At 70.7% G+C, this 15,840-nt stretch carries 15 protein-coding genes and 1 pseudogene; 11 read left to right on the forward strand and 5 right to left on the reverse strand.

Annotated features, from left to right (window positions below; translation table 11 throughout):
* Nucleotides 1-146 precede the first annotated feature (146 nt).
* The 5 genes from ACU6P3_RS09020 to ACU6P3_RS09040 all read left to right on the forward strand — a co-directional run bounded on the left by ACU6P3_RS09020 (nt 147) and on the right by ACU6P3_RS09040 (nt 5,531).
* Entirely contained in the window at nt 147-1,469 is a 1,323-nt protein-coding gene (locus tag ACU6P3_RS09020) for an ABC transporter substrate-binding protein (RefSeq protein WP_447196669.1), read from the forward strand.
* Nucleotides 1,469-2,512, forward strand: coding sequence for a carbohydrate ABC transporter permease (locus ACU6P3_RS09025; protein WP_447196670.1), 1,044 nt, complete (start codon nt 1,469-1,471; stop codon nt 2,510-2,512). The genes ACU6P3_RS09020 and ACU6P3_RS09025 overlap by 1 nt, the downstream gene beginning before the upstream one ends.
* Complete coding sequence (locus ACU6P3_RS09030; protein WP_447196671.1) at nt 2,509-3,426, forward strand: carbohydrate ABC transporter permease; 918 nt, start codon at nt 2,509-2,511, stop codon at nt 3,424-3,426. The genes ACU6P3_RS09025 and ACU6P3_RS09030 overlap by 4 nt, the downstream gene beginning before the upstream one ends.
* Nucleotides 3,427-3,556: 130 nt before the next feature.
* Nucleotides 3,557-4,771, forward strand: coding sequence for a D-mannonate dehydratase ManD (gene manD / locus ACU6P3_RS09035; RefSeq protein ID WP_447196672.1), 1,215 nt, complete (start codon nt 3,557-3,559; stop codon nt 4,769-4,771).
* A gap of 181 nt (nt 4,772-4,952) precedes the next feature.
* Nucleotides 4,953-5,531, forward strand: coding sequence for an SMI1/KNR4 family protein (locus ACU6P3_RS09040; RefSeq protein WP_447196673.1), 579 nt, complete (start codon nt 4,953-4,955; stop codon nt 5,529-5,531).
* A 131-nt stretch (nt 5,532-5,662) separates the two neighbouring features.
* Here ACU6P3_RS09040 and ACU6P3_RS09045 read toward each other — a convergent pair whose 3' ends face one another.
* The 4 genes and pseudogenes from ACU6P3_RS09045 to ACU6P3_RS09060 form a co-directional block, all read right to left on the reverse strand.
* Complete coding sequence (locus ACU6P3_RS09045; protein WP_447196674.1) at nt 5,663-6,067, reverse strand: nuclear transport factor 2 family protein; 405 nt, start codon at nt 6,065-6,067, stop codon at nt 5,663-5,665.
* A gap of 283 nt (nt 6,068-6,350) precedes the next feature.
* The gene (locus tag ACU6P3_RS09050) at nt 6,351-7,031 is read right to left on the reverse strand and encodes a PhzF family phenazine biosynthesis protein (protein ID WP_447196675.1); all 681 of its coding nucleotides are present in this window, start codon (nt 7,029-7,031) and stop codon (nt 6,351-6,353) included.
* Between the two features lie 78 nt (nt 7,032-7,109).
* Nucleotides 7,110-7,685 (reverse strand): hypothetical protein, encoded by a 576-nt coding sequence (locus ACU6P3_RS09055; RefSeq protein ID WP_447198203.1) that lies wholly within the window; start codon nt 7,683-7,685, stop codon nt 7,110-7,112.
* A 150-nt stretch (nt 7,686-7,835) separates the two neighbouring features.
* Nucleotides 7,836-7,994 (reverse strand): annotated as a pseudogene (locus ACU6P3_RS09060) (DUF397 domain-containing protein); the annotation flags it as partial.
* A 123-nt stretch (nt 7,995-8,117) separates the two neighbouring features.
* Between ACU6P3_RS09060 and ACU6P3_RS09065 the strand changes: the two are divergent.
* From ACU6P3_RS09065 to ACU6P3_RS09090, 6 genes are all read left to right on the forward strand, one after another.
* Nucleotides 8,118-8,621, forward strand: a complete 504-nt coding sequence (locus ACU6P3_RS09065; protein ID WP_447196676.1) for a hypothetical protein — start codon at nt 8,118-8,120, stop codon at nt 8,619-8,621.
* A 176-nt stretch (nt 8,622-8,797) separates the two neighbouring features.
* Nucleotides 8,798-9,694, forward strand: coding sequence for an alpha/beta fold hydrolase (locus ACU6P3_RS09070; protein ID WP_447196677.1), 897 nt, complete (start codon nt 8,798-8,800; stop codon nt 9,692-9,694).
* Nucleotides 9,695-10,072: 378 nt separating this feature from the next.
* A complete protein-coding gene (locus ACU6P3_RS09075; RefSeq protein WP_447196678.1) occupies nt 10,073-10,936 on the forward strand; it encodes an alpha/beta fold hydrolase in 864 nt (287 codons plus the stop codon).
* Between the two features lie 77 nt (nt 10,937-11,013).
* Nucleotides 11,014-11,487 carry a helix-turn-helix domain-containing protein gene (locus tag ACU6P3_RS09080; RefSeq protein ID WP_447197816.1) on the forward strand — a complete coding sequence of 158 codons (474 nt, stop codon included), beginning with the start codon at nt 11,014-11,016 and terminating at the stop codon, nt 11,485-11,487.
* Between the two features lie 10 nt (nt 11,488-11,497).
* The gene (locus ACU6P3_RS09085; protein ID WP_447196679.1) at nt 11,498-11,911 is read left to right on the forward strand and encodes a VOC family protein; all 414 of its coding nucleotides are present in this window, start codon (nt 11,498-11,500) and stop codon (nt 11,909-11,911) included.
* Nucleotides 11,912-12,262: 351 nt separating this feature from the next.
* A complete protein-coding gene (locus ACU6P3_RS09090; RefSeq protein ID WP_447196680.1) occupies nt 12,263-14,671 on the forward strand; it encodes an excinuclease ABC subunit UvrA in 2,409 nt (802 codons plus the stop codon).
* A gap of 231 nt (nt 14,672-14,902) precedes the next feature.
* Here ACU6P3_RS09090 and ACU6P3_RS09095 read toward each other — a convergent pair whose 3' ends face one another.
* Complete coding sequence (locus ACU6P3_RS09095; protein WP_447196681.1) at nt 14,903-15,574, reverse strand: TetR/AcrR family transcriptional regulator; 672 nt, start codon at nt 15,572-15,574, stop codon at nt 14,903-14,905.
* Between the last annotated feature and the right edge of the window lie 266 nt (nt 15,575-15,840).

Below are 15,840 nucleotides of genomic sequence, written 5' to 3' on the forward strand. Positions count from 1 at the left end.
CCCCAGCGTCATACCGGTACCAAAGGGCTGTTCAGCGTGGGACTTCTGTTGCTACGGTCCCCCCTGCGGTCCCAACTGGTCCTACCAGTTGGACCGGATGGATCGGATGGATCGGGACGCATCACATCAGAAAGTCGAGGACAAGGATGTCCACGAGCAGCCAGTTCCTCAGCCGGCGCTCCTTCGGCAAGCTGGCCGCCGGCGTCGCCGCCGCCGCGGCGGGCACGGTGTCGCTCGGCGCCTGTTCGCCCGGGAGCGGCACCGCCTCCGCGAACGCGCCGCTGCGGATCATGGCGATCAACCATGTCTGGTCCCAGGCGATCAAGCGCCGCCTGAAGCGGTTCGAGGACCGCGTCGGACGCAGGGTCTCCATGACGCTGCTGACCGCTGACCAGCTTTCCAACAGCTACAACGTCAAGCTCAACGCCTCCGGCACGGACGTGGACGTCATGATGGTCCGCGCGCTCCAGGACCAGTTGCTCTTCGGGCGCAACGGCTGGCTCACCGACCTCACCGACCGGGTGAAGGCCGAAGCGGCGTACGACTGGCCGGACTTCCAGGACGCCCCGCGCGAGGTGTCCGTCACGGACGGCAAGGTGCTGAGCGTCCCCGTGGTGACGGAACGGCCGGCGCTCTACTACCGCAAGGACCTCGTCGAGGACCTGGGCGGGCCGCCCCGGACCCTCGACGACCTGATGGAGATGTCGCTCGAACTCGCCGGCCGGGGCCGGAACTTCTTCGGGTACGTCGGGCGCGGGCAGCGCAACGGCGCCGTCAGTCAGTGGTCGAGCTTCCTCTACTCCTTCGGCGGCGACTTCGTCGTCGACGGGAAATCCGGCATCGGCTCGCCGGAGGCGGTGGCCGCGTACGCCTACTACGGCGGCCTGCTGCAACGTACGGGCCCACCAGGGGCCACCAACATGAGCCTCGAACAGGCCATGCCGATCTTCGCCCAGGGCAAGGCGGCCTTCTACGTGGACGCGGACGCCATCTACAGCAACTTCCTCGACCCCAAGATCTCGACCGTGGGCAGGACCGTGGGGTTCGCGCCGTTCCCGGCCGGCCCGGCCGGGGCCCGGCCGCACAACATCCCCTCCTGGAGCCTGGGGATCAACCGCTTCTCCCTTCTGCGCGACGAGGCATGGGAGTTCGTCCGGTGGGCCTCCAGCCCGGAGATGGTGGCCGAACTGCAGGCGGCGGGTATCCCCGGCGCCCGTAAGTCGGCGTGGTCGGACGCGAAGACCCTGGCCGCCTTCCCGGCCGAACTCGCGGAGACCATGCGGATCAACGCGGAGCGCGGCATCGGCTACGACCGGCCGCAGGTCCTCCAGGTGGGCAGGTCACGCGACATCGTCGGCCGTCCGCTGGTGGCCGGGATCCTCGGCGAGACAGTGGCGCCGGTCGCCCGCGACGCGAACGCCGAGTTCGACGACTTCCTCGTCCGCGACAACCGCCACCGGGAGTCCTGATGCGTGACGCCAAGAACGCGACCACGAGCGCGACCGAAGCCCCGGCCGGCAACCCGGCCGGCGCCGCCACGGCGTCCGGCGGCCCGACGGCCCGCACGGCCGGCACCTCCCCCGGCGCGGCCGGACCCGGCTCCCGTGGCTCCCGCGGGCGCGCGCCCCGCACCTTCGAGCAGGCCAACCGGCGTCTGAAGTGGGCCATGCTCGCACCGGCGCTGGCCTTCGTCGGCCTGATGATCGTCTTTCCACTCGTCTTCACGCTCAACCTGTCGTTCACCGACGCGTTCGGCGCGGTGAACGCCGGCAAGAACTACGTCGGCGTACAGAACTTCCTCGACGCCCTCGGCGACTCCCGCCGCTTCTGGCCCGCCGTGCAGCGCACCGTGGTCTTCACCGTCGGTGCCGTGGTGCTGGAGACCGTGCTGGGCCTGGCCCTCGCGATGCTCATGCGCAAGCCGTTCCGCGGCATGCGCTGGGTGCGTACGGTCCTCATCGTTCCGCTGCTCACCACGCCGGTCGCGATCGGCATCCTGTGGCTGCTCATCCTCGACCCCAGCAACGGCATCGCGAACCACCTGCTCAGCTCCCTCGGGCTGCCCCCGCAGGAGTTCCTCGGCTCGGTGAGCCAGTCCCTGCCCACGCTGATGCTCATCGACGTCTGGCAGTGGACGCCGATGATGACGCTGCTCCTGCTCGCCGGGCTGACCACGCTCCCCGAGGAGCCCGAGGAGGCCGCCCTGGTCGACGGGGCGGGCGGCTGGCAGCGGTTCCGGTACGTCATCCTGCCGATGCTCGGCCCGACGCTCGCCACCGCCCTCGTCCTGCGGGCCGTGGACGCGCTCAAGACGTTCGACATCCTCTACGCGACGAAGGGCGCGGGCGGCGGCTCGGACTTCGAGGCCGAGACCCTCAACGTCTACGCCTACGGCCTCACCTTCGACTACCAGGAGTACGGGCTCGCTTCCGCGGTCCTGGCCCTGTTCACGCTCTTCATCATCGGCGTCGTGATCCTGCTCCGCCGCCGTACCGGAAGGAAGACCGCATGAGCCCCACCGTCTCCTCCGCCGTGCGGCGCCCCGATGCCGGGGGCCGCGCGGGTGCCGGCGCGGGTGCCAACGTCATCGTCCCGTCCCCGCGTCCCGGCGGGCGCCGGCGCGGGTACGGGGCCTGGCTGCGCGGCATCGCCATCGCGGCCGTGACCGTCGTCTTCGCGCTGCCCATCGTCTGGATGTTCGCCGCCGCCTTCAAGACGAACGTCCAGGTGACGGACCCGACCGTCGGCCTGTGGTTCTCCCCCACGCTGGACAACTTCCGGAGCATCCTCGAAACGGGGCAGATCCTCCGGCCGATGGGCAACTCGCTGCTCGTCGGCGTGGTCTCCACCGTGCTCTCCGCGATCATCGCCGTGCCGGCCGCCTGGGCCGTGGGGCGGTTCCGGATGCGCCGTACGGGATCCCTCATCCTGGTCGCGCGCATCGTCCCGGCGATCTCCCTGCTGGTGCCCTGGTACTACCTGTTCGCGCAGGCGGGCATGGTGGGCTCCTACACCGTGCTGGTGCTCAGCCACATGTTCGTCTCGGTGCCGCTGATCCTCTGGATCATGATCAGCTTCTTCGAGGGCCTGCCGGTCGAACTGGAGGAGGCCGCGCGTACGGACGGACTGTCCGCGTTCGGCGCCTTCTGGCGCATCACCCTGCCTCTGGCCGCCCCGGGCACCGCCACCGCGTCCCTGCTGGCCTTCGTCTTCAGCTGGAACAACTTCATGTTCGCGCTCATCTTCGCCGACGAACGCACCCAGACCGTGCCCGTGGCCCTGTTCAACTTCATCTCCTACGCGAGCACCGACTGGGGCGGTCTGATGGCCGCCTCCAGCCTCATCACGGTGCCGGTCCTCCTCGCCGCGGTCCTCGGACAGAAGTACCTCGTGGCGGGGCTGACGTCCGGCGCGTCGAAGGGCTGACTCCGAGGCCGCGCGGCGTTCACCGTTCACCGTTCGCCTTCTCGCACCGTTCCCCGTACCCCGTTCCTCGTTCACCGTCCGCCGTTACTCGTTCCTCGTCCGTACCGCACAGCTCAGAAAGAGCCCATTCATGAAGATCGTCGACGCGAAGGTCGTCGTCACCAGCCCCGGCCGCAACTTCGTCACGCTGAAGATCACCACCGACGAGGGGGTCACCGGCCTCGGGGACGCCACCCTCAACGGGCGGGAACTGGCCGTCGCCGCCTACCTGCGGGACCATGTGGCGCCCCTGCTCGTCGGCATCGACCCGCACCGCGTCGAGGACACCTGGCAGTCCCTGTACCGGGGCGCCTACTGGCGCCGCGGACCCGTCACGATGGCCGCGATCGCCGCGGTGGACGTGGCGCTGTGGGACATCAAGGCCAAGGCCGCCGGACTCCCGCTCTACCAGCTGCTCGGCGGCGCGAGCCGGGAGCGGGTGGGGACCTACGGGCACGCCGACGGCCGTGACATCCCCGAGCTGTTCGACTCGGTCCGCGCCCGCCTGGCCGAGGGCTACCCGGCGATCCGGATCCAGACCGGCATCCCCGGCCTGAAGACCGTGTACGGCGTGCACAGCAGCCCCGACAGCGCCGAGGCCGAACCGCACCAGCAGGCCCGCCCCGTGGTCGAGGACTGGGACACCGCCGCCTACCTGCGCCACATGCCCACGGTGTTCGAGGCCGTACGCAACGAGTTCGGGCCCGAACTGCCCCTCCTCCACGACGCGCACCACCGCCTCACTCCCGCGCAGGCGGCACAGCTCGGCAAGGACCTGGAGCCCTACCGCCTGTTCTGGCTGGAGGACTGCACACCGGCCGAGAACCAGGAGGCCCTTCGTCTGGTCCGCCGCCACACGACGACGCCCCTCGCGATCGGCGAGGTCTTCAACACCGTGTACGACTACCAGACGCTCATCACCGAGCAGCTGATCGACTACGTACGCTCGGCGGTCACCCACTTCGGCGGCGTCTCACCGCTGAGGAAGCTCTTCGACTTCGCCGCGCAGTACCAGATCAAGAGCGCCATCCACGGCCCGGAGGACATCTCGCCGGTCGGCATGGCGGCGGCGGTCCATCTCGACCTGGCCGTGCACAACTTCGGGATCCAGGAGTACGCGGGATACACCCCGCTGACCCACGAGGTGTTCCGGCACGCCTTCACCTTCACCGCCGGCCACCTCCACCCGGGCGAGGCCCCGGGCATCGGCGTGGAGCTGAACGAGGAACTGGCCGCGGCGCACCCGTACGAGGCCGCCTACCTGCCGGTCAACCGACTCCGGGACGGCTCCGTCCACGACTGGTGAAGCCCTCCCGGGTTACGTCCCTCGCCCGCTGAAGTCCGTTTTCTCCCGGGCCACTTGACCTTCGCGGAGCCGCCTCGGCCACGTACGGGGCGCCGGTTAAGGTTGCGTTCCGTACGGGTCGTACATGGCAGGCCCACGTACGACCAGGCAGCGACGTGAACACAGGAACAAGGGGCGGGACATGAGCGGCTCGGAAGAGGCGGACGGGGACGAGGAGAGGCGCGCGCTGAACACCCCGCGGGAGTGGCGCGACTTTCTCGACGCGTACGGCGAGCTGTATCGGGAAGGGGTGGACGACAACGACATCCGCGAGTTCGACGAAGAGCAGTTGGAGGAAGGCGGCTGGCTGGGGTCGGAACCGGCCACCGAGGAAGCCGTGGCGGCCGCCGAGCAGCGGCTCGGCCTGCGCTTTCCGCCCAGCTACCGCAGTTTCCTGCTGACCACGAACGGATGGACCGCGCTCCGCGACTGGATCGACGAGGTCCATCCCTGCGAAGAGGTCACCTGGATGCGCGACACCGGGCCGGGCAGAAGCCTCGTGCACCTCTACGACAACGAGTTCCCGGACGCCGACCTCGTGGCGCTGTTCCGGCGGTCACTGCAGGTCGCGAGCGGTGAGGACCTCTGGCTGCTCGACCCGACGGACGTCGGCCCGGACGGCGAGTGGGCGGCCCACCTCTTCACCCCGAAGTACGGGGACCTGGAGTCGCACACGAGCTTCGCCGGGCTGTTCCACGAGAGCAAGGACTCCTTGGAGTAGCGAGGTACGGCAACGACACGCGGCCGGGCGGTGATCCGCGCGGGACGCGGGCGGTCCGCGCGGAGGGCGCGGCAGGAGGCGAGGCACGGACCCGGGCCTCGCCGTCCTCCCTGCACGGGAACACCCGTGAGTCAGGCCCTGGCGATGTTCCTGCCCGGCATCGGCTCCGCGAGTGCTGTCCGCCATTCAGGCGCGCCGAAGGCGTCCGCGAAGTACTGCGTCTCGTGCACCACGTGCCCGTGGGCGAATTCCATGATGCTCACCGAGCGGACGGGCGCGCCGTCGTACGTGATGACACACTCGCTCACCCACAGATCCCCGCTGCCGACGATCCGCTGGACGATGAACCGACGGCGGGCAGGGTGCCCGCCGCGTTGCGCCGAAATCGTCGCGCGGCCCCGGAATCGTTCTCCTGACTGGGGGTAATCGAGGATCGCGTCCGAGGCGTAGATGGCGTGCTCGGCTTCGACGTCCCCTTGTTCCGACGCCCGCCAGTGTTCCTCGATCGCGGCCCTGGTCCGGACATCGGGATCCATCGCATCGTCCCTTCTGCGGGTGGCCGGAGCGATCCGGGGACCTGGGAACACCCCGAGGCCGCCTCCCGGGACGCCGGCCCGTCGAACGTGACGGGCAACGACGCGAGCGTAGACCGACCGACGCGGCGCCCCGGCTCACCACATCCGTACCGGGTCCCCCGACGGCACGCACGGTTCGCTGAACCGGCCCATCACACGGAAACGGTCGTCTTCCCGCCGCACGTCGTCGTCCCACCGCACGGGGAGGCCGGCGTCCCGCGCCGGGCCTACGGCCGCGAGACCTTCAGACAGCGGCGTGTGTACTGGGTCCCCGGTGCTTGGCGTGCAGCCGCACCCGGCCCCCGATCTCGATCGAACCGTCGGGGCCGGGGGCCGTGATCAGCTGCGACCCCCGCCCCTGGGTGATGTTCAGGGCACGCCCCAGCTCCGCCGTGAGCAGCAGCGCCGCCGCGCCGGTCGCCTCGTCCTCCACGATGCCGTCGTCCCGGCGCGGGAACGCCCGCGCCCTGACCCGGCCCGCCGCCTCGTCCAGCCAGGCCCAGGCGTAGAGCCACCCCTCCCCCGGCGGCGGGGCGGGCAGGGCGTCGACCTCGGCGGCGGTGGCGTACTGCCGGAGCGTACGGGGCGGCGCCCACTCGGGGCGGGCGGTGATCCAGGTGAACTCCCCGTCGTGGCGCACCCACACCTCCCCGGCGGGCGGGTTCACCGACTCCAGGTCCAGCAGCCAGGCCGCGCCGACGAGCGGATGCCCGGCGAACGGCAGGCGCAGGCCGGGGGTGTAGATGTCCACCACGCCGAGTTCGGGATCGTCCACGAACACGGTCTCGCTGTAACCGAGCCGCGCGGCCAGCGCCTGCCGGCCCGCCCGGTCCGGATGATGGCGTCCCTCGCGGACGACGCCCAGCGTGTTGCCGTGTCGGCCGTCGGCGGCGCAGAAGACGCTGAGTACGTCGATGTCATTCACCGGGGCATTCAAACATCAGGTGGCCTGCGCCTTTCAACCGCGCTTGGACCCGCTCGCCGTTCTCGCTCCCGCCGCGCCTCAGCCGCGCCCGATCGCGACGGCGAGCGCGAGGATCCCGACGACGGCCCCCAGGGTGACGGCCAGCGCTTCGAGGTGGTGCCTCGGTGCACGGTGGCGGTTACGACTGCGTGAGCGGGTACGCCGTCGCCTTCGTACGGGGGCGACGAGCGGCGACGCGGTCGACGGGGCGGTCGACGGGGCGGCCGTCACCTCGGTCGGCTGGGCCGTGAGGGTGTACCGGCCCGAATGATCGGCCGCGCCGACGGTGAACCGTTCCCCACGATCGAGCCGGCGCCGGGCCGCCTCCTGCTGCCGGTGGTCGTCGCACCAGGCCCGTAACGCCGAGGGCACGTCGGGCATGTGCGACCCCACGGGCACCAGCACCCGCCCGGCGTCCGCCACCCAGGCGGCACGCGGATGCGGATCGAGGCCGTCGGCGATCCGGTGCGCCTGCTGCCGCAACCGGTACAGGGCGCCGCCCGGTGTGTACGTCTCCCACGCGCCGCGCAGGACGCGCGCCGTGGTCCCGTTCACGGGTCCCTCGGCGACGACGGTCGCCTTGTACCTGTACTTCGTCCACGTCTCGTACGTCATCGGTGCCCGCAACGCGGCCACACCCGCTTGAGATGAGGGTGGGCGGCGATCTGCCGATCGCGCTCCTCGACCGTCGGCTCCCCGATCCCCCGCCGCGCGTTCTCCCGCCGCTTCTCCCACCAGTCGCACACGTCGCAGCCGGTAGGTGAAGGCCGTGATCGGGAACGTCAGGACCGGGCCCTGCGGGTTCTTGGAGTCCCGGACGGGGACGATGCCGGGTTCGTTCATCCAGGCCGTCCGGGCGGAAACCCTCACCCCCTGAACACCCCAACCCGAATCTCTTGCGTCGCCCGTTGCGAACAACGCCACGGGCGACGCCTGACGCCGACTCCGTAGCGGAGAGTGACCTGCCCTCGACGCCTGATGGTTTCCCTGTCGCCGGACCGCTGCGACAATCAGTCTGGTCGCAGGGGCACGCGCAGAGGGGGGCGGGTGGCTCAGTCAGAGATTCCGGTGGCGTTGATCGGCCTGGGCGGCGCGGTCGCGGGCGCGGCGGCGACCCTCGCGGTGGGCCGCGTCACAGGACGTGCGAGCGTCAGGGCGGCCACCGTGGCCAAGGTGGACACCTTGCAGGACGAACTGACCCGATTCTGCGCACCGTTCGTCGACGCGAGAACCCAGTTGCATCCGGCCCTCACCGGACGGACCCCCGACGTACCGTGGCGGGCACTGGCCCCGCAGATGTCCAGGGCGGCGCCACGCTGGACGTCGATGGCGGCGCACCCGCTGACGCTGTGGGAGATGCCCGGGGGCGTACGTCGTAAGGCCGCGTACGTGGACGGCGAAATACGCTCTCACCAGTCCCGGGACGATCAACTGCTCGTCGGTGACGTACACGCGGCCGTGCGTGAGCTGTACCAGGAAGCCGAGACGCTCATCAAGACGTATACGCGAGAGTTCCGCAGACTCGCCAAGCGCGGGCTGGGCGTGATGTGACGCGTACGGCGCGTGCCGCCGCAGTCGATTGGCGCTCGGCGACCGGCGTCGGTGGAGGAGTTCGCCCGCGTGCGCCCGCCTCCGAGCCGTGAGCAACCTGACAGACAAGTGCGCTCGTCTTCTCTCTCAGCTTCGGCGGCTCACCGTGCCGCCCACCGGACATTGGACTGACCCGTATGACATCCGCATCCCGCAACTCCTCCCCTTCGCGGCCCGCCCGCGACGCGGACCCCACGTTCGTGCTCGTGCACGGCTCCTGTTCCAGTTCGCTGATGTGGGCTCCCGTCCAGCGCGCACTGGCCCTGCTCGGCCGTCGCAGCTACGCCGTCGACCTGCCGGGCCACGGCTTCGACGCGCAGTACTCGTCCGCGTACCAGGCCCCGCAGGACCTCGAAGCCTGGGGGGTCGAACCGTCGAAACTGGCCGGGGTCACCCTTCAGGACAACATCGACATGGTGGTCGACGTCGTCCGGCGACTGGCCGAGCACGGGCCGGTGGTGCTGGTGGGCGCCAGCCTCGGCGGAACCACCGTCACCGGGGTGGGCAACACGGTCCCCGACCTGGTCAGCCGGCTCGTCTACATCTCCGCGTGGTCGTGCGTGCGGCGCGCGAACCCCATGGAGTACATGCAGGAACCCGAGTTCGGCGAGAACCTGCTCGCCCCACTGGCCGCGCTGAACGTCGGAAACCCCGCCGAACTCGGCGTCGGCCGGGCCAACTACCGCACCGCCGATCCGGACCTGATCGCCGCCGCCAAGGCGGCGATCATGGCGGACGGCACGGACGAGCAGTTCCGGGCCTTCCTCAACATCCTGCAGCCGGACGAGTCGCTCGCGGTGATCGCGGGCGACGCACGCGGCCACGCCGACACCTGGGGCACCATCCCCCGCACCTATATCCGCCTCGCCGACGACCGGTCGATTCCCGTGGCCATGCAGGACCGTTTGATCGCCGAAGGCGACGCTCTGACACCCGACAACCCGTACGACGTGCACACCCTGGCCACCAGCCACGTCGGATTTCTGCTCGAACCGGCGAAAGTGGCCGGCATCCTCGACCGACTGACCGTCTGACACCGGCCACGGACACCCGGTGAGGACGTCGTGGGGACGGCCGACCGGCTGCCCCCACGACGAGCCGACCTCCGGCCATCCCGATCCGGGAATCTTTCGCGTCGGCTGTTGCGCACAACGCGACGAACACCGGCCGAAGGCAGGTCCGTCGCGCACGACGCGCTGCCGGACGTCGTCGAACGGCGTTCCGCTCTTGTCAGCGCGGCATGCGCCGCCCCAGCTCACGTGCCCGCTCACGCAGTCCAGCGCTCCACGCCCCGCCTTCCGCCGGAGCGGCCGGCGGGAAGGCTCGTCCGGGTAGTGCGGACGATCTTTCGCTGAGTAGTGTGGCCCACCGGCGCCGCACCTCCGCGGAGTCCGGAAAGTGAGTGCAGACAGATGCAGCCGACGTTCGTACTGGTTCACGGAGCCTTCGCGAACTCCTTCTCCTTCGCACCTCTCCAGGCCGAACTCGGCCTCCTCGGGCACCGTTCGGTCGCCGTCGACCTACCGGGGCACGGGTTCGCCGCGACGTACCCGCGCGCCTATCAGGCGCCGCAGGACCTCGGAGGGCTCGCCACCGCGCCCGGGGCGATCAAGGGCGTCACACTCGCCGACAACGCCGCGCACCTGATCGGGATACTGGAGCGGGCCAAGCGGAACGGGCCCGTCATCCTCGTTTCCCACAGCCGCGGCGGCATGACGGCCACCGTCGCGGCCAACCAGCGGCCCGACCTGATCGACCGCATCGTCTACGTTTCCGCCTGGTGCCCCGTCGACCTCGACGTCAGCGCCTACTACGCCGAGCCCGAGATGGCCACGGTCGACTCCACCGGCCTGGCATCGGCGATGGTCGGGAACCCCGCCGAGCTCGGGCTGCTGCGCTCCAACTTCCGCATCGCCGATCCCGGCGTCCTCGCGGCCTTCAAGGCGGCCTTCCTCGCCGACGGGACGGACGAGGAGTTCATGGTCTTCCTCAACACCTTCCAGCCCGACGAGAACCTCGACGTCGGCACACCCGACGACCGGGCACAGGCCGACACCTGGGGGCGGATCCCCAAGACGTACGTCCGGCTGACCGAGGACACCAGCGTGCCGCTCGCCATGCAGGACCGGATGATCCGCGAGGGCGACGCGCTGACGCCGGAGAACCCCTACGACGTCCGTACGCTCACCAGCAGCCACCTGAAGTGGCTGGTCGACCCGGCGCCGGCGGCCCGGACCCTGGGCGAACTCGCCGCGCTCCTGCCCGGCACGTCGTGACGGAAGCCGGCTGACCGTCGCGGCCGAGGAGAGCGTCGGCGGGCGCCGGACGGCGGTCGTGCGATGCTGGTGCGGTGATGCTGTCGGACCTGGTTCGGCTCCGCCGGGCCCGTGACCTGATGGACCGCGACTACGCGGAGCCGCTCGACGTGCCCGCGTTGGCGCGCGCGGCCCACATGTCGCCCGGCCACTTCTCCCGCAGCTTCCGCGCCGCCTTCGGCGAGACCCCGTACAGCTACCTGATGACGCGCAGGATCGAGCGGGCCAAGGCCCTGCTGCGGCGCGGCGACCTGTCGGTGACGGAGGTCTGCTTCGCGGTGGGGTGTACGTCGCTGGGGTCGTTCAGCTCGCGGTTCACCGAACTGGTGGGAATGAGCCCGAGCGCGTACCGGGCGCGCCCGCACGAGCAGGGCGCGCCCATCCCGGCCTGCGTCGCCAAGATCTTCACGCGGCCGGTCAGGAACGCGGAGCCGGCCGCTGACGCCCAGGCGGTCAGGCGCGGGGAAGAACCGGTCAGAAACGGAGAAGCGAACCCCGGGGCCCACCCGTAGCGTGAGCCGCATGGACATCAGACTTTCGCAGTGTTTCATCGCCGTCGACGACCACGACAAGGCGCTCGCCTTCTACCGGGACGTACTCGGTCTGGAGGTGCTCAATGACGTCGGGTTCGAGGGGATGCGCTGGGTGACGGTCGGCGCGCCGTCGCAGCCCGGCGTGGAGATCGTGCTGGAACCGCCGCTCGCGAACCCGAACGCCTCGCAGGCCGACAAGCAGGCCATGGCGGAACTGCTGGCCAAGGGCATGCTGCGCGGCGTGATCTTCTCGACCGACGACTGCGACGCCACCTTCGAGCGCATCCGGACCTCGGGCGCCGAGGTGCTGCAGGAGCCGATCGACCAGCCGTACGGGGTCCGCGACTGCGCCTTCCGCGACCCCGCGGGCAACATGCTGCGCTTCACCCAGCGCCGCGGCTAGTGCCCCTCCCGGCAACGTTCGCCCGGTCGCGGCACTAGCTCAGGCAATGGTGAGACGCCGGCCGGCCATCGCGCCGGTCGGCGCTCCGGCTCGCGCCCCCGGCCCCCCTCGCCCCGACCCGCCCGTGCCCCGGCGCGGCCCCGCGAACCAGGCGTACCGCTCGAAGCTGGTTGAATCGAGCCCGGTGATGTCGGCGGAGACCGGGAAGGCGGCCCGGTCGGGCCGGTCCCGGTCGGCCGGCGCGCCCGGTTCCGGCCCGCCCCGGGCCCCGGCAGATCCCGGCAGATCCCGGCAGGTCCCGCCACCAGGCCCCCCGTCCGAGGTGGCCCGAACCCGACAGATGGAGACACAGTGAGCACAGCCACCAGGACGGACACGCAGTCGCCCGCGTCGCCCGCGTCGCACCCCGCCGACAGTCACGACTGGATCCGTGTGCACGGCGCGCGCGGGAACAACCTCAAGGACGTCAGCGTCGAGATACCGAAGCGCCGGCTGACGGTGTTCACCGGCGTCTCCGGCTCGGGCAAGAGCTCCCTCGTGTTCGGTACGGTCGCCGCGGAGTCGCAGCGGCTGATCAACGAGACCTACAGCGCGTTCGTACAGGGCTTCATGCCGACCCTGGCGCGGCCGGAGGTCGACGTCCTCGAAGGGCTGACGACCGCGATCATCGTCGACCAGCAGCGGATGGGCGCGGATCCCCGTTCCACGGTCGGCACCGCCACCGACGCCCACGCGATGCTGCGCGTCCTCTTCAGCCGGCTCGGGCAGCCGCACATCGGCTCGGCCCAGGCGTTCTCCTTCAACGTCGCCTCGATCAGCGGGTCGGGCGCGGTGACCGTGGAGCGCGCGGGTCAGACCGTGAAGGAGCGTCGCAGCTTCAGCGTCACCGGCGGCATGTGTCCGCGCTGCGAGGGCCGGGGCGAGGTCACCGACATCGACCTCACCCAGCTGTACGACGACGGCAAGTCGCTCAACGAGGGCGCGCTCACGATCCCCGGCTACAAGCCGGGCGGCTGGAACTACCGGCTCTACACCTCGTCGGGCTTCTACGACCCGGACAAGCCGATCCGCGCGTACACCGAGAAGGAACTGCACGACTTCCTTCACCGGGAGCCGACCCGGATGAAGATCGAGGGCATCAACATGACCTACGAGGGGCTGATCCCCCGGGTCCGTAAGTCGTACCTCGCCAAGGACCGGGCGGCGATGCAGCCGCACATCCGGGCGTTCGTGGACCGGGCGGTCACCTTCACCTCGTGCCCGGAGTGCGACGGCACCCGGCTCAGCGAGGCGGCCCGGTCGTCGCGGATCGACGGGACCAACATCGCCGAGGCCTGCGCGATGCAGATCAGCGACCTGGCCGAGTGGATCCGTGGCATCGAGGAGCCGTCGGCGGCGCCGCTCCTCGCGACCCTGCGGCGGACGCTCGACTCGTTCGTGGAGATCGGGCTGGGCTATCTCTCGCTCGACCGGCCGGCGGGCACGCTGTCGGGCGGCGAGGCCCAGCGCGTCAAGATGATCCGCCATCTCGGCTCCTCGCTCACCGATGTCACCTACGTCTTCGACGAGCCCACCACGGGCCTGCACCCCCATGACATCCAGCGGATGAACGACCTGCTGCTGCGGCTGCGGGACAAGGGCAACACGGTGCTCGTCGTGGAGCACAAGCCGGAGACGATCACGATCGCCGACCATGTCGTCGACCTCGGCCCCGGCGCCGGTACGGCGGGCGGCGCGGTCTGCTTCGAGGGCACCGTCGAGGGGCTGCGGGCGAGCGGCACCCTCACCGGGCGGCACTTCGACGACCGGGCCGCCCTCAAGGAGACCGTACGGACCCCCGCCGGCGTGCTTCCGGTCCGCGGCGCCACCTCCCACAACCTGCGCGACGTCGACGTGGACATCCCGCTCGGCGTGCTCTGCGTCGTCACCGGAGTCGCGGGCTCCGGCAAGAGCTCGCTCGTGCACGGATCGATCCCCTCCGGTGCCGGCGTGATCTCGGTGGACCAGGCGCCGATCCGCGGCTCGCGGCGGAGCAACCCGGCGACGTACACCGGGCTGCTCGACCCGATACGCAAGGCGTTCGGCAAGGCCAACGGCGTGAAGCCGGCGCTGTTCAGCGCGAACTCCGAGGGCGCGTGCCCCAACTGCAACGGCGCCGGTGTCGTCTTCACCGACCTGGCGATGATGGCCGGCGTCGCGACCCCCTGCGAGGAGTGCGAGGGGAAGCGGTTCCAGGCGTCGGTGCTGGACCACCACCTCGGCGGCCGGGACATCAGCGAGGTGCTGGCGATGCCGGTGGCAGAGGCCGAGGAGTTCTTCGCGGCCGGCGAGGCGCGCACCCCGGCCGCGCACAAGATCCTCGGTCGGCTCGTCGACGTCGGGCTCGGCTACCTCACCCTCGGCCAGCCGCTCACCACGCTGTCCGGCGGCGAGCGCCAGCGCCTCAAGCTGGCCACCCACATGGGCGAGAAGGGCGGCGACCGCTCCGTCTACGTACTCGACGAACCGACCGCCGGCCTGCACCTCGCCGACGTCGAGCAGCTGCTCGGCCTGCTCGACCGGCTGGTCGACTCGGGGAAGTCGGTCATCGTCGTCGAGCACCACCAGGCGGTCATGGCCCACGCGGACTGGATCATCGACCTCGGCCCGGGCGCCGGCCACGACGGCGGCCGGATCGTCTTCGAGGGCACCCCCGCCGACCTCGTCGCCGCCCGCTCCACCCTCACCGGCGAGCACCTCGCGGCGTACGTCGGCAGGTGACGCGGGTGCGGTCGGACACCCTCGACCGCCGGCCCCGGCCCCCGGCCGCACTGCTGAGGCCGGGGCCGTAGCGCCACAGGGTCGTAGAGCCGCACGCTGTGGCGGGCCGCACGCCGAGCGGCCCGTACGCCGAATGAGCCGTACGCCGAATGAGCCGTACGCCGAGCGGACCGTACACCGAGCGGGCCGTCCCGGCCGGTCGGACGGCCGGTGCAACGCCGCCTTCGGCAGTCAGCCCTCGCCCCTCCCGTCGGCACCCGGACCCTCGGCACCCGGCCTCTCGACACCGAACCCCTCGGCACCGACCGGATTCAGCAGCGGCTCGATCCCCGCGCGCAGGTACGGCAGCAGCACGCTGTCCGGCGCCGAGGACAGCCCCGGCGACTGAACGGCCAGGCGCAGCAGCGAGATGCCCATCACCCAAGCCGCCAGCAGCTCCGCGCGCACCTGGGCGTCGGGGCCCTCCAGTCGCTGGGCGAAGGTTTCCGAGAAGACGGCCGTGACATCGTCGCGCAGGCGGCCGACCGCCTCCTCCCGGCTGGAGGAACGCAGGATCGTCAGCAGCGGATGCGGCATGTGGTCCTCACCGGGCCCGCTGGACACGAAGTCGCAGACCCACTCCGGGATCCCGTCGAGCTCCAGGCACCGCAGCGGCTCGAACAGGACGCTGCCCTTCGAAACCGCCTCGAACAGCGCTTGCTTTGAGCCGAAGTAGCGGTAGACCAGAGCGGCGTCCACCCCGGCGTCCCTGGCGATGTCCCGGACACTGGTTCCGTCGTAGCCGTATTGGGCGAAACGCCCGAGGGCGGCGCCCAACAGAGCCCGCCGCGTGCCCGCCGCGTCGTATTTGCGGGCCCGTTGGGGACATGCCCCGCCGGACTCGATGTCCTCTGGTTTGTCCATGTGTCACGCCTCCGCCTGTAGCCCCCGCCGGGCCCGTGCCGTACATGCTCACAGTTCAGCCTCTTCAGCCGAAAATCAACGGTCGTTGTCAGCACTTGTTGACGTGCCCTCGGATCATCGCGTTAATTTTGTCAACGAGCGGTGACATTGGCCGCCGCTCCGCAGCTGCTCCGACCGGACGACGGTGTCTGGTCCGTGTTCTGTCCTCGAAAACGGCCGATGGACCGGTCCACGCGCGCCTCGCTTCCGACCCAGCAGAAGTGGTG

The organism is Streptomyces hebeiensis (assembly GCF_052983195.1).